The sequence below is a fragment of the Nocardioides sp. T5 genome, from assembly GCF_048161455.1.
Classification (GTDB): domain Bacteria; phylum Actinomycetota; class Actinomycetes; order Propionibacteriales; family Nocardioidaceae; genus Nocardioides.
This window is the reverse complement of sequence record NZ_CP182415.1, coordinates 3,697,627-3,711,259: the sequence shown is the minus strand read 5'-3', so window position 1 is coordinate 3,711,259 and position 13,633 is coordinate 3,697,627. Positions and strand designations below refer to the sequence as shown.

Here is a 13,633-nt window from a genome sequence, read left to right as displayed (position 1 = left end):
GCTCGTGTGCGTCCGGCGGCGTGTCGACAGAGCGTGTCGACGTGGCGCGGTCGTCAGGGCGCGATCGTGAGGAAGAGGAACGCCGCCAGCAGCACGAGGTGCACGCCGCCCTGGAGCGGCTTCGCCCGGCCGGGTACGACGGTGAGGATCGCGACGGCCGCGGTGAGGATCAGCAGCACGGTCTGGAGCTGGTTGAGCCCGAGCTCGAGCGGACCGTCGAGCCAGATGCTGGCGATCGCGATGGCGGGGATGGTGAGGCCGATGGACGCCATCGCCGAGCCGAGCGCGAGGTTGAGGCTGACCTGGACGCGGTTGAGGGTCGCGGCCCGGACGGCGGCGATCGTCTCCGGGGCGAGCACGAGGAGCGCGATGACGACGCCGACGACCGCGGGCGGGAAGCCGAGCGCCGCCACGCCTGACTCGATGGCCGGGGACTCGATCTTGGCCAGGCCCACCACGGCGACCAGGGAGACGACGAGCAGCCCGAGGCTGGTCACGGCGGCCCGGTCGGTGGGCGGGTCCGCGTGCCCGTCGTGGTCGAGGTCCGCGGGCTCGTGCTCGAACGAGCCGGCGTCGGCGGCGGCGCGCGCTGCGGCTGCGTCCTCGGCCGCCTTCGACGTGACGAGGGGCGAGTGGGCGTCCTGCGTGACCGGCAGGAAGAAGTCGCGGTGCCGGATGGCCTGGGTGAACACGAACATCCCGTAGAGCGCGAGCGACGCGATCGCGGCGAACGCCAGCTGGGCGCCGGTGAACTCCGGGCCGGGCTCGGACGTCGTGACCGACGGGACGACCAGGCACAGCACGGCGAGCGCGATGACGGTGGCCAGCGCCGCGCCGGTGCCCTCGGGGTTGAAGACCGCGAGGTGGTGCTTGAGCGCGCCGACGAGCAGCGAGATGCCGACGATGCCGTTGAGGGTGATCATGACCGCCGCAAAGACGGTGTCGCGGGCCAGCCCGGCGGTGTCCTTGTCGGTGGTGACCATCAGCGTGACGATGAGCCCCACCTCGATGATCGTCACCGCGACCGCCAGCACCAGCGACCCGTAGGGCTCTCCGACGCGGTGGGCGACGACCTCGGCGTGGTGAACGGCAGCGAGCACGACGCCGACCAGCAGGACGGACAGGGCCCCGAGCACCGGTGCGCTGTCGGGGTGCAGGGGCCACGCGATCGCCAGGGCCACCGCGGCCAGCACGGGAGTGAGGGTGGTCCACGACAGCCGGCGCATGGGCCCAACCCTAGGGGCGCGGCGCCAGCGGGCCCGGCCGGACGTCAGCCCTCGGGCGTGCTGAGCTTCTCCAGTCGCGCGCGCAGCAGCGGGACCCGGTGGCTGTTGCCCTCGAGGGTGACGTACTGCTCGCCGAAGATCGCCAGCAGCGCGTCGTCGAGGCGGCGTACGGCGCCGGCGGGGTAGCGGTAGCCCATCCGCCGGATCACCGCGTCGGCGTCCACGGAGGTGAGCAGGTCGGCCAGGTCGTCGACGCTGTCGATGCCGAGCTGGGTGAGCAGCCCGGCGATCCAGTCGTAGTGGTCGGTGTGCGACCAGCCGGCGTCGCTGTAGTGGCCGGCCAGGAAGGTGGCCAGCTCCTGACCGACGATGTGGTCGGCGTCGGCCTCGACGGAGCTCCCGGGCGCGGCCGCCTGGATGCGCTCGCGGATCGTGGCGAACTCGCGGTCGGCGAGCTCGATCAGCCCCGCGGCGAGGGTGAAGCGGCGGTCGAGGTCGGCGGCGGCGTCCTCGGGGACGTTGCCCTTGTAGCGGATGTCGTGCTCGAACTCCGCCCACGCGTGCTGGAGCACCGTGCGCACCTGGATGCTGGCCCGCTCGTCGACGAGCTCGGGGTGCTCGTCGTCGTTGGCATCGGTGCGCACGAGCAGGTGGCGGCTGGCGTAGCCGAAGCGGCCCGCGCGCGCGGTCTCCTCGCCGAGGTCGCGGTCGTCGAGGATGGTGAGCTCCTCGTCGAGCAGCTCGGCGACGGCGGCCACGTCGCTGTGGACGTAGGTGATCACCCGGACGCCGATCTGGTCGGTCACCTCCTGCAGCGGGTCGGCGTACAACGGGCGGCCGTCCTGCGTGCGGTTGGCCTTGGCCGAGAACGACGCGACGCTCTTGGTGCGCCCGGTGACGCTGAGGTAGTCGATGCCCGCGTCGTCGAGCAGGGTGCGGACCAGGGTCACCCACCCGGCGGTCGCCGCGACGAGCTGCGGCTGCCGGGCGGCGTACGCGCGGACGGCCTCGCGGACCGGCTCGGGCGGGTTCTCGGGGCCACTCATGGCGCCAGCCTGCCAGCACCGTCGGCACGGAGTCGATGCGACGTCCCGCGTGCGCGTCTTCCGGGGGAGCCGGACGCGCGTCGTTATCGTCGAACCACCATGCCCACCTCCACGAGCACCTCATCGCGCCGCTCGGGCGCACGCACCCGGTCCGCCTCCGCCGTCCTCGCCGCACTCGCCCTGGCGGGCGGGCTCGCGGCCTGCGGGGACGACGACGCCGGGACGGCAACCGATCCGGCGGCCACGACGAGCACGCCCAGCCCGTCCGAGACCCCCAGCGAGACGCCCGGCGAGACGCCCGGCGAGTCGCCGACGAAGACCCCGTCCACGTCGACCCCGCCCGACTCCGCGCCGATCCGGACGACCGGGTCCGCCGGCGTCACCGAGGCAGTCCTGGTCCAGACGACCGAGGGCGGCGGGTCGCCGTCGACGATGGCCATGGCCCTCGACACCGAGCAGGCCGTGGCCGACTTCGTGGTCGGGCTCGGGGCGGGCCTGCCCGAGCTGGTCACGACCGCGGTGGACGAGGTGACGTCGCCCGGGGCGACGCCCTACGGCGCCGTCGTGTCCACCGGCTGCGAGCCGCCGAGGAGCGTGGCCGTCGACGCCGGCGAGGCCGGCTTCCAGGTCGTCCCGGCGCTGCCGAAGAACACGGTGCAGTGCTTCGCGCCGGTCACCTACGTCGTGGTCTTCGCGGCGCCCGACGCCTGAGCGGTCGCCCCGTCAGGGGGTCGGCGTCGGCGTGGGGGTCGGCGTGGGGGTCGGCGTCGGGGTGGGCGGCAGGATCGGCACCACCGGCGGCAGCGCGCCGTGGTAGACCACGCCGAACGAGTTGGGCACCAGCCGCTCGGCACCGTCGGACGGCTCGTTGACGATGCCGAAGCCGCCGGTGCCGGTGCGGGTGTACATCGCCGAGGAGCCGCCGCCGTCGAGGTTGATGGCGTTCTCCGCGCCGAGGTTGGTCATGATGTCGGCGAGCTCGACCATCGTGTAGCCGCGGCTGGCCGCCGAGCGGCCGTCGACGACGAGGATGAGCAGCTTGCGACCGTCGGCGTCGATGCCGACCGCCGTGCGCGGGTGGGCGATGGTGTTGTTGACGACGGTGCGGAGACCGTTGACGAGCAGCGGGCGGTCGCCGCTGATCGCGACCGTCGGCTTGCCGCCCACCATGCGCTGGGAGATCGTGAGCTTCTTGCCGCGCTTGAGGTTCTTGAGCTTCGCGGCGGCGGGGCCGGTGCCGATGAGCACCCGCTCCTTCTTCTTGATCTTGCGACCGTCGGAGAGCTTGGGCCGGTTGGAGACGACCCGGTTCTTGTGGAGGATGACCTCGCGCGCCCGCTTCTTGCCGGCCGTCACCTTGTAGCCCTCGGTGCGGTGCCAGTCGGAGGTGAAGACGCCGATCTGGCCCGACGGGACGGTCGGGTGGTTGACCCCGCTGACGGTCCACGCTCGGCGCTGGCGGATCGTCCAGTCGATGGCCAGCGGGCTGACGTGCGGGCCGGAGTCGTCGAACCACAGGGACGAGTTGACGCCCGGGATCCAGCCCTCGCGCGACCCGGTGAGGATGCCGTCCTCGCGGTTGACCGTCACGCCGAGCGGGGCGTCGGTGCTGCCGATGTCGAAGAAGTCGCCGTTGACGGCGGTCAGCGCGTCGTTCCACCCGCCGAGCTGGCTGACCTTCTTGCGGCTGGTGACGTAGGTGGGGGAGAACTCCTCGAAGGAGATGTTGGGGGCGTCGAGGCTGACGGTCACGAGGTTCATCCGGACCTGCCCGATGGGCTGGCGGCCGTCGACCTGGTCCCACTCGCGCAGCACCACGCCGGGCGCGATCTCGTAGCTGACGTCGTTGAGCACCCGCACCGTGCGACCGCGCGCGTTGATCGGAGGACCGACCACGAGACCGGGCTTGCCGTCGGAGGTCTGGTTGCGACCGCGGTAGCCGCTGTCCGCGCCGTGGCTCAGCCCGCGGCCCTGCACGTCACCGCCGCGCTCGCCGTCGTCGGCGACCGAGGGAGCGACGCCCACGTTGAGCGCGAGACCCGCGACCAGCACGCCCGCGGTGGCGAGCGTCAGCGCCCGCCCGCGAGCGGGCACCGGGCGGCGTGCGGAAGGCTGGGAACGACGCGTGGAGGAAGACACGCGCTCCACAGTAAAGGACGTCGTGGGACTGGTGGGAAAATTGGGATGAGCGATTCCGGTAAGCCGGAGCATCGGGCGCCCGGTCGACCACCGGGGAGTCCAGGCTCGCTCAGGGCGAGCTGTCGTTCCCCGATCCCGTCTCGGCGGGCGGCGGATCCTGGATCTCCAGGCCCCCGCCGACGCTCGCGCTCACTGCGGCCAGCCGGGCGCGGGTGATGTCGGCGACCGTGGCCAGGCCCGCGAGCCGGGCGTTGGAGCCCTCGCGGGTCGGCTCGGCAGAGTTGATGCTGATGCAGCGCCGGGTGCCGCCGTCGGCGGCGTTGGCGATCGCGACGGCGTGACCGGTGGTGCCGCTGCCGGCGAACGGGTCGAGCACGACCGCGTCGGCGGGCAGTGTGGACAGGATCCGGCGGACGAGGCCGGTCGGCTTGGGTGACTCGAAGACGTGGCCGACGAGCGCCTTGAGCTCGGCGACCGCCGTGTCGGTCGAGCCGATCTCCTCGGCCAGCCAGATGGTGCGCAGCTTCTTGCGACGCCCGCCTTCGCGGTGCAGCCAGTCGCGCTGGAAGATGTCGGCGCGCTCCCCGCCGCGGCCGCGGATGACCCGGCACTCGAGGTCGTCGGGTCGCTCCTCGACCCGCGGCCGCGACCACCGCCACACCGCCGGACGCCCGTCGCCGAAGACGGGCGTGAGGGCGGTGCTGCCGTCGAACTCGGTGATCGAGACCCGGCCGGTCACCGGGTCGCCGTGGAGCGGGTAGTGGAGCGTCGGCGTGCTGACGGGGTTGAACTTCTTGTTGGTGTTGCGCAGCGGGAGGTAGCGGAACCGGCGCCCGTCAGAGGTGGTCAGCGGGAAGTCCGCCTCGTCGACGGCCTCGGTCGTCGACCCGTCGACCAGGCAGTCCGGGAGGTGGCGCGCGTACGCCAGGACGTACTCGTGGCTGGTCGCGAACCCGCGGCCCAGCTGGCGGCCCTTGGGGTTGAGGTTGACCACGACCTGCGCCATGAAGTTGGCCTCGCCGAAGACCTCGTCCATCAGCAGCCGCAGGTGGGCGACCTCGTTGTCGTCGATGCTGACGAAGACGGCCCCGTGCGGGGCGAGGACATCGCGGACGGCCTCGAGCCGGGGGCGCATCATCGCGGTCCAGGCGGCGTGCCGCCCGGCGTACGGGTCCGCGTGCGAGCCGTCGCGGAAGCGGTCGGCGTAGGCGAAGTCGTTGCCGGTGTTGTAGGGCGGGTCGGTGTAGACGACGTCGACCGACCCCGGCGAGAGCGTCGGCAGAACGTCCAGGTTGTCGCCGACGTGGAGGGTGTTCCACACGGGCTCGTCGGGCACGCGCGCCAGCCTAGGCGCCGGCGGCGCGCTCGAGGGCGATCAGCTCGTCGTCGAGGTACTGCAGCAGCACCTGGAGGTGGGGGACAGTGCGGCGGCAGCCGGTGAGGCCGAAGCACATCTTGCCGTCGTAGGAGGTGCAGGTGATGTTGAGGGCCATCCCGTTGATCGGGATGGAGAGCGGGTAGGTGCCGGTGAGCTTCGCGCCGTTCCAGTAGTGGGTGGTGCGCGGGCCGGGGACGTTGCTGACGATGAGGTTGTAGGGCGGGCGGACGATGCCCTGCATCCGCAGGAACGGGCCGAGGATGGCGGGCGCCTGCCCGAGCGCGCTCATCGCGAGGATCTGCGTCGGCGTCATCACCGAGAGGCTGTCCTTGCCGTCCTTCATCGAGCGGTGGATCGCCGCCAGCCGGTCGGCCGGGTCGGGCAGGTGGGTGCCGAGCTGCACCATCACCGCGCCGACCGCGTTGCCGCCGTCGGCCGAGGCGAGATGCGACTGCTTGGCGTTGAGGCCGACCGGCACCATCGAGATCAAGGTGGTGTCGGGCAGTGCGTCGAGGTCGAGCAGGTAGGTCCGCATGGCGCCGCTGACCATCGCCAGGACCACGTCGTTGATGGTGGTGCCGCTCGCCTTGCCGACCGCTCGCAGCCGTTCGACCGGCCAGTCCTGCGCGGCGAAGCGGCGTGAGCCGGTGATGTTCTGGTTGAGCATCGTGCGGGGCGCGTAGAGCGAGAGCGCGGAGGTCTCGTTGCGCACGCTCTTGTTGAGGGTGCGGACCAGCGCGCCGGGCATGCCGGCGGCCTCCGACGCGATCGCGAGCGCCGTACGCAGCGTGGCGGACGTGACGTCGGACAGTGACGTGTCCCCGGTGGGTGCGGGCTCGTCGCGCGGCGGTCGCGGCCGTGCTCCCCAGAACGCCGGCATGTCGCGCTCGTCGGGGTCGGTCGACAGGACGCTCGCGAGCAGCCGCATCGCCGAGACCCCGTCGACGAGGGCGTGGTGGGTCTTGGTGTACATCGCCACGCGACCGTCGCGCAGGCCCTCGATGACGTGGGCCTCCCACAGCGGTCGCTCCCAGGCCAGGCGGGTGCTGTGCAGCCGCGAGCAGAGCTCCAGCAGCTCGCGGATGCGCCCGGGCTTGGGCAGCGCGCTGTGGCGGACGTGGTGCTCGATGTCGAACTGCTCGTCGGGCACCCACACCAGCTGCCCCGCCGTACGCGCGGAGCGGTGCGGGTGCTTGAGGAAGAGCGGCGCGACCTCCTCGACGTCGCGCATCTGCTCGTACATCTCGCGGACGTAGCCGCGGCCCGCGCCCTCGGGCTTCTCGAAGAGCTGGAGCCCGCCGACGTGCATCGGCATGTTGCGGTTCTCGGCGAGCAGGAAGCCGGTCGCGGTCGGGTCGATCGGGTCCACCACTGGCTGCTCCTCCGTCTCGGCCTCGGCGCCGAGCGAGGCGGGAGGTCCGGGCATCCTCTCGTCCCCCGGCGAGCGCCACAAGGGCGGGCGTCGGGCCCGCTCCCAGGAAGGACCTCAGGACTCCAGCGAGTGGGCCAGCTCGTCGACGAGGGCGTCGACGACCGCGACGAGGTCGCCGCCGGACTCGTGGGCGACCGCGCGCTGGCGCTGGTAGGACGCACCCCGGACGGGGATGTCGGCGACGGTGCGCAGCTCGGCCTCGCAGCCGAGCCGCTTGGCCACGGGCGTGAGGTGCTCGAGGAGGTCGTCGAGGTCCTCGGTCACCAGCCGCTCGCGGTTGCTGTCGTCGAGGATGACGATCGCGTCGAGGCCGTAGCGGGCGGCGCGCCACTTGTTCTCCTGCACCTGCCACGGCGGCAGGGTCGGCAGCCGCTCGCCCGCGGCGAGCCGGGTGTCGAGGTCGACGACGAGGCAGTGGACGAGCGCGGTGAGGGCGGCGAGCTCGCCGAGGTCCGACATGCCGTCGCACACCCGGTGCTCGAGGGTGCCCAGGTGCGGAGCGGGGCGCACGTCCCAGCGCACGTCGGACATCGAGTCGATGATCCCGGTCGTGGTCTGGTCGGCGATGCACTTCTCGAACTCGGCCCACGTGTCGAACGCGAACGGCAAGCCGGCGGTCGGGAGCTGCTGGAACATCAACGCGCGGTTGGACGCGTAGCCGGTGTCCTGGCCGGCCCAGATGGGGGAGCTGGCCGACAGCGCGAGGAGGTGGGGGTACGTCGTCAGCATCGACGCCAGGACCGGCATCACCCGGTCGCGCTCGGGCATCCCCACGTGCACGTGGACGCCCCAGATCAGCATCTGGCGGCCCCACCACTGCGTGCGGTTGATGAGCTCGGCGTAGCGGTGGCCCTCGGTGAGCTGCTGGTGGGACCAGTCGGCGAAGGGGTGGGACCCGGCGCCGAGGAGGTCGACCCCGAGCTCGGCGGCCGCGGGACGGACGACGGCCAGGGTGTCGCGCAGGTCGGCCACGGCCTCGCCGACGGTGTCGCAGATGCCGGTGACCACCTCGACGGTGTTGCGCAGCAGCTCCTTGTGCAGCCGCTCGGGCCGGTCGAGCCGACCGCCGGCGAGCTCGTGCACCTCGGAGGCGACGCTGACGAGGTCGCGGCTGGTCCGGTCGACGAGCGCGAACTCCCACTCCACCCCGAGCGTCGGCTCCGGCGACGCGTGGAAGTCGATGCGCATGCCTCGAGTCTAGGGACGCCTCCGCGGTGCGGGGCTCACCCCTGTGCCGGGTGGGATCCGGCCTTTGCCACCATGGCCGGGTGGACCAGCTGGACGGACGATCACGCACCCCGGACGACGACGATCCGCAGGCCGAGCTGGAGGCGCAGCTCGAGGCCGAGCGGGCGCGCGAGATCCACCTGACGATGGACCTCTGCCTGCGCATCGGGGAGATGCTGCTGTCCTCGGGCGCCGGGGCCGCGGACGTGACCGCGACCATGCGATCGGTCGCCGACCACCTCGGGCTGCGCTCGGCCGAGATCGACGTGACCTTCACGGCACTCTCGATGAGCCACCAGCGCTCGCCCGACGACGTACCGACGCTGATGCTGCGCCACGTCCAGCAGCGCGACATCGACTACGAGGACCTCACCGCGGTGGACCACCTCGTGCGCGACATCCTCACCGACCAGGCCGACCTCTACCTCGCGCGCTCGCGGATGGCGACGATCGTCTCGCTGGGCCACGCCCTGCCGCGCTGGGGGGTCACCGTCGCGTGGATGGTGATGGCCGCAGCCGTCGGCGTCTTCCTCGGCGGCGGGCCGGTCGTCTCGGTCGTCGCGGCGGTCGCGGCCGCCCTCATCGACCGTGTGCAGATCGTGCTGGCACGCCGACGACTGCCGTTCTTCTACCTCCAGGTCGCCGGCGGGGCGATCGCCACGCTGCTGGCCGCGGCGGTGGCGGCCACCCCGATCGAGGTGGACCCGTCGCTCGTCGTCACCGCCAACATCATCATGCTGCTCGCCGGGATCGGCCTGATGGGCGCCGTGCAGGACGCGCTCACCGGCTTCTACCTGACCTCCAGCGCCCGGCTCATCGAGGCGATGATGGCCACCGCGGGCATCATCGCAGGCGTCGCGCTCGGCATCTCGGTCGCAGGGGGCGTCGGCCTGGAGCTCGGCCAGCTGGTGCCCGGTGCGCTGGGCATCTCGGACCTGCCTGCGGTGCTCGCGGGGGCAGCGGTTTCTGCGGCCGCCTTCAGCGTGGCGTCGTACGCCCCGCGGCGTGCCGTGGTGCCGATCGCGCTCATCACCGCGGTCGCGGCGCTGATCTCCCAGGGCATCTCGGTGGCCGGCTTCGGGCGGGCGACGGCTGCTGGCGGGGCGGCGTTCTTCATCGGCCTCGTCGCCTACGCCGTCGCCGGGCGCGTGCGGGTGCCGCCGCTCGTCGTGGCGGTGCCGGCGATCGTGCCGTTCCTGCCCGGCCTGTCGATCTACCGCGGCCTCGCCTTCCTCGCCGAGGGCGGTGCCTTCGTCTCCCAGGGCATCCTCGCGCTGATGACGGCGATCTCGGTCGCGATCGCGCTGGCCTCGGGCGTGATCCTGGGTGAGTACGTCGCCCAGCCGCTCAAGCGGGAGGCGCGCAGGCTGGAGAGCCGGCTGGCAGGACCGCGGCTCGTCGGCCCGTTCCGGGCGATGACCCGCGCCGAGCGGCGGGCGCTCAGACGGACGTCAGACGGGTGAGTTCCTCGAGCCAGCGCCGGTGCGCACCGTCGTACGGCGGCAGGCCGGCGCGCACGGCCGCGACGAGCTCGTCGCAGCTGGCCTGCGCGCTCGCGACCACGTCGGCGGGGTAGCCGTAGACCACCTGGTGCTCGGCGAACTCGTCCTCGTCGTCGACGAAGACCTCGCCCGGTCCGACCGGGTGGACGTCCCACGGGGCCGACTCGACGGTCGGCAGCGGGTCGGGCAGGCGGATCACGTCGAGGTCGAGGTCGACCGCCCGGAGGACGTGGCCGTCCCAGGTCGCCGGGCTGGTGACGTCGATGTAGAGGTCGCACCAGATGCCGGGGGCCTGGAAGGTCGGCAGGTGCCAGCGGTCGGGCTGGACGAGCGTCACCGCCGCGACGGCGGAGTGGAACTGGTGCCCGGGTCGCTGGTTGTGCGTCCCCGCCGGGAAGCCGAGCCACTCGCCGTGCTCGTCGGTGCCGAGGAAGACGCCGTCGAACCGCCAGTGCGGCCGGTCACCCCACTTGGTCATCTCGCAGCGGATCGGGGTCCCGGGCTCCATGGGCGCCAACCTATGCCGACCGGGCACTTCCTGCCCGTCCGGCGCGTCGACCGGGCACTTCCTGCGCAGGAAGTGCCCGGTCACGTCTGGAGACGGGCAGGAAGCGCCCGGTCGGGGCCGGAGACGGGCAGGAACTGCCCGGTCAGCGGAGGGGCATGCGGGCGGTCCAGCGGGCCACGACGTCCTGGTAGCGGGCGCCCAGGATCCGAGCGAGCTGGTGGATGACGTGGGCGTCGAGGCCGACGAGGACGCGCGGCTTCCCGGCGAGCGCGCCGTCGAGGATGATCTCCGCGGCCCGGTCGGGCGACATCTTGGCGAGCTTGGTGTCGAAGAGCCTGTCGATGCGGGCGGCGTCGAGCCCGGCGGCCTTGCGTCCGTGGCGGCTGATGCCGGTGCGGACGCCGCCGGGGTGGACGCACGTGACCGTCACGGGGTGCCCCGCCACCAGCATCTCGCCGCGGATCGCCTCGGTCAGCCCGCGGACGGCGTACTTGGTGGCGTTGTAGGCCGACTGCCCGGGAACGGAGACGAGACCGAAGAGCGAGGAGATGTTGACCAGGGCGCCGTCGCCCGACGCGATGAGGTGGGGCAGGAACTCCTTGGATCCGTGGACCACGCCCCAGAAGTTGATCCCGACGATCCAGTCCATGTCGTCGTAGGTGAGGTCGGTGAAGTCCCCGGTGGCGCTCACGCCGGCGTTGTTGATCACCAGGTTGACCCGGCCGAGCTCCTCGACGACGTCGGCGGCCCAGGTCGCGACCGCCGCGCGGTCCGAGACGTCCACGACGTCGTGACGGACCGTCGTGGCGCCCGCCCGCTCCGCCAGCCCCACGGTCTCGGCGAGGCCGTCGGCGTCCCGGTCGGAGAGCGCGAGGAGGGCGCCGGCCCGGGCGCTGCGGACGGCGAGGGCGCGGCCGATGCCGGACCCCGCACCCGTGATGACGACGACCTTGTCGGTGAGGGTGGTCAGGCTCATGCCAGCACCGTAACCGGCGTTTACACAGGAGCGGGGGGCAGGGCCACGGCGATCGTCGTGTCCCCGGGCCGGCTCTCGAGCGTCACTGCCCCGCCGTGCGCTCCGACGATCGCCTCCACGAGCGACAGGCCGAGGCCCGCGCCGCCGCGGGTGCGGGCGGCGTCGCCGCGGGTGAAGCGCTCGAACGCGTGCGGCGTCAGCTCCGGGGGGAAGCCGGGGCCGTCGTCGTGGACGGTGAAGCCGTGGCCGGTCGCGGTGACGGTCACGGTGCTGCCCGGAGGCGTGTGCGTGCGGGCGTTGGCCAGCAGGTTGCTGACGACCTGGTGCAGCCGGGCCTCGTCGCCGGTGACGGTGATGGGCTCGTCGGGCAGGGAGAGCCGCCAGGACCGCTCCGCGTCGACCACGCGTACGTCGTCGACGGCCTCGAGCAGGAGGCGGGACAGGTCGACCGGCTGCCGCTCCAGCGGACGGCCGGAGTCGAGGCGGGCGAGCAGCAGCAGGTCCTCGACCAGGGCGGTCATCCGTGCGGACTCGGTCTCGACCTTGGCGAGTGCCGTGCCACTGGTCTCGGGGCGGTGGCGGGCCAGCTCGGTGTAGCCCGCGATCGTCGCGAGCGGCGTCCGCAGCTCGTGCGAGGCGTCGGCGACGAACTGCCGCACCTGCTGCTCGCTGAGGTGGCGCTGGCCGAGGGAGTCCTCGACGTGGTCGAGCATCGCGTTGAGCGCCGAGCCGACCTGCCCCACCTCGGTGCGCTCGTCGGTCAGCCGCTCCGGCACCCGCTCGGTCATCTCGATCTCGCCGGAGGCCAGCGGCAGCTCGGCGACCCGGTGCGCGGTCGCGGCCACCTCGCGCAGCGGCGCCAGCTGACGGCGTACGACGACCGTGCCCGCGGCGCCGGCGGCTGCCACCGCTCCCGCCCCGACGACGACGACGATGGTCACCAGCCAGGCGAGCGTCTCGTCGACCTCGTCGGTCGGGAGGCCGGCCACGGCCGTGGTGCTGCCGTCGCCGGCAGCGATGACCCGGTAGGTGCCGAGGCCCGGCAGGTCCACCTCCCGCACCCGTCCGTCGGCGGGCACGTCCTCGAGCCGGTCGAGGACCTCGGCCGAGACGGGCAGCTCGTCCACGCCCCCCCGGGAGGCGTCCTCGACCACGACGCCGTACGGGCCGCCCGTCGTGCTGGGGAGGACGGCGGTCAGGGTGCCGATGCGCTGGCCGCCGGGTCCACGATCGTCGCCGCGACGTCCGGGGCCGAAGTCGGTCGGCGGACCGAACTCGCGGGCGAGCGAGCCGCGCACCTCGTCATCGAGCCGGTCGGTGAAGTAGTCCTTCATCACGAGCGCCGTCGCGGTGCCGATGACCGCGGCGGTCACCGCGACGAGGAGCACGACCACCGCGACGAGCCGCGCGGTCAGGGTGCGGGGGATCCGGGGGGTGAGCGCGGTCACGGCGCCGGCTTCAGGACGTACCCGGCGCCGCGCATGGTGTGGATCATCGGCTCACGACCGGCGTCAACCTTCTTGCGCAGGTAGGAGATGTAGAGCTCCACGACGTTGGCCTGGCCGCCGAAGTCGTACTGCCAGACACGGTCGAGGATCTGTGCCTTGCTGAGCACGCGCCGCGGGTTGCGCATCAGGAAGCGCAGCAGCTCGAACTCGGTCGCGGTCAGGGTGATCTCGTCGTCGCCGCGCCGCACCTCGTGGCTGTCCTCGTCGAGGGTGAGGTCGCCGACCACCAGCACGTGGCCCGCCTCGGCCTGGGCCGCGGTGCCGCCGCGCCGGATCAGGCCGCGCAGCCGCGCCACGACCTCCTCGAGGGAGAACGGCTTGGTGACGTAGTCGTCGCCTCCTGCGGTGAGGCCGGCGATGCGGTCCTCGACGGCGTCCTTCGCGGTGAGGAAGAGGACGGGTACGTCGCTGCCGTCGGCACGCATGCGGCGCAGCACCTCGAGGCCGTCGAAGTCGGGCAGCATGATGTCGAGGACCACGGCGTCGGGTCGGAAGTCACGCGCCGCGGCGACCGCGTCGCCCCCGCTGTGGGCCATCCGCAGCTCCCACCCCTCGTAGCGCAGGGCCATCGCGAGGAGCTCGGCGATGTTGACCTCGTCGTCGACGACGAGGACGCGGACGGGGGAGCCGTCGGGGCGGGTGAGCTGCACGGGCGACATCCTGCCGCGGCTTGCTGTGCGTCTGCTGTGGG

At 72.8% G+C, this 13,633-nt stretch carries 12 protein-coding genes; 2 read left to right on the top strand and 10 right to left on the bottom strand.

Annotated features, from left to right (window positions below; genetic code table 11):
• Nucleotides 1–53 precede the first annotated feature (53 nt).
• Both ACNKF0_RS18130 and ACNKF0_RS18125 read right to left on the bottom strand, forming a co-directional pair.
• Nucleotides 54–1,226, bottom strand: a complete 1,173-nt coding sequence (locus ACNKF0_RS18130) for a calcium:proton antiporter (protein ID WP_416954239.1) — start codon at nucleotides 1,224–1,226, stop codon at nucleotides 54–56.
• Nucleotides 1,227–1,270: 44 nt separating this feature from the next.
• The gene (locus ACNKF0_RS18125) at nucleotides 1,271–2,272 is read right to left on the bottom strand and encodes a GTP pyrophosphokinase (RefSeq protein WP_416954238.1); all 1,002 of its coding nucleotides are present in this window, start codon (nucleotides 2,270–2,272) and stop codon (nucleotides 1,271–1,273) included.
• 99 nt (nucleotides 2,273–2,371) lie between these two features.
• On the opposite strand from ACNKF0_RS18125, the gene ACNKF0_RS18120 reads away from it, so the two are divergent.
• Nucleotides 2,372–2,983: a hypothetical protein gene (locus tag ACNKF0_RS18120; protein ID WP_416954237.1), complete on the top strand. Its 612-nt coding sequence runs from the start codon at nucleotides 2,372–2,374 to the stop codon at nucleotides 2,981–2,983.
• A gap of 12 nt (nucleotides 2,984–2,995) precedes the next feature.
• Here ACNKF0_RS18120 and ACNKF0_RS18115 read toward each other — a convergent pair whose 3' ends face one another.
• From ACNKF0_RS18115 to ACNKF0_RS18100, 4 genes are all read right to left on the bottom strand, one after another.
• Complete coding sequence (locus ACNKF0_RS18115; protein ID WP_416954236.1) at nucleotides 2,996–4,411, bottom strand: phosphodiester glycosidase family protein; 1,416 nt, start codon at nucleotides 4,409–4,411, stop codon at nucleotides 2,996–2,998.
• A 109-nt stretch (nucleotides 4,412–4,520) separates the two neighbouring features.
• Nucleotides 4,521–5,747, bottom strand: a complete 1,227-nt coding sequence (locus ACNKF0_RS18110) for a site-specific DNA-methyltransferase (protein ID WP_416954235.1) — start codon at nucleotides 5,745–5,747, stop codon at nucleotides 4,521–4,523.
• Between the two features lie 10 nt (nucleotides 5,748–5,757).
• Nucleotides 5,758–7,215: a WS/DGAT/MGAT family O-acyltransferase gene (locus ACNKF0_RS18105; RefSeq protein ID WP_416954234.1), complete on the bottom strand. Its 1,458-nt coding sequence runs from the start codon at nucleotides 7,213–7,215 to the stop codon at nucleotides 5,758–5,760.
• A 60-nt stretch (nucleotides 7,216–7,275) separates the two neighbouring features.
• Complete coding sequence (locus ACNKF0_RS18100; RefSeq protein ID WP_416954233.1) at nucleotides 7,276–8,409, bottom strand: glutamate--cysteine ligase; 1,134 nt, start codon at nucleotides 8,407–8,409, stop codon at nucleotides 7,276–7,278.
• An 80-nt stretch (nucleotides 8,410–8,489) separates the two neighbouring features.
• Here ACNKF0_RS18100 and ACNKF0_RS18095 point away from each other — a divergent pair, with 80 nt between their 5' ends.
• On the top strand, nucleotides 8,490–9,911 hold the full coding sequence (locus tag ACNKF0_RS18095) for a threonine/serine ThrE exporter family protein (protein ID WP_416954232.1): 1,422 nt from the start codon (nucleotides 8,490–8,492) through the stop codon (nucleotides 9,909–9,911).
• Here ACNKF0_RS18095 and ACNKF0_RS18090 read toward each other — a convergent pair.
• The 4 genes from ACNKF0_RS18090 to ACNKF0_RS18075 form a co-directional block, all read right to left on the bottom strand.
• Entirely contained in the window at nucleotides 9,889–10,458 is a 570-nt protein-coding gene (locus ACNKF0_RS18090) for a DUF402 domain-containing protein (protein ID WP_416954231.1), read from the bottom strand. The genes ACNKF0_RS18095 and ACNKF0_RS18090 overlap by 23 nt on opposite strands.
• Before the next feature lie 142 nt (nucleotides 10,459–10,600).
• Nucleotides 10,601–11,434 carry an SDR family NAD(P)-dependent oxidoreductase gene (locus tag ACNKF0_RS18085; protein WP_416954230.1) on the bottom strand — a complete coding sequence of 278 codons (834 nt, stop codon included), beginning with the start codon at nucleotides 11,432–11,434 and terminating at the stop codon, nucleotides 10,601–10,603.
• Between the two features lie 20 nt (nucleotides 11,435–11,454).
• Entirely contained in the window at nucleotides 11,455–12,882 is a 1,428-nt protein-coding gene (locus ACNKF0_RS18080; RefSeq protein ID WP_416954228.1) for a sensor histidine kinase, read from the bottom strand.
• Entirely contained in the window at nucleotides 12,879–13,601 is a 723-nt protein-coding gene (locus ACNKF0_RS18075) for a response regulator transcription factor (protein WP_416954227.1), read from the bottom strand. The genes ACNKF0_RS18080 and ACNKF0_RS18075 overlap by 4 nt, the downstream gene beginning before the upstream one ends.
• Nucleotides 13,602–13,633 lie beyond the last annotated feature (32 nt).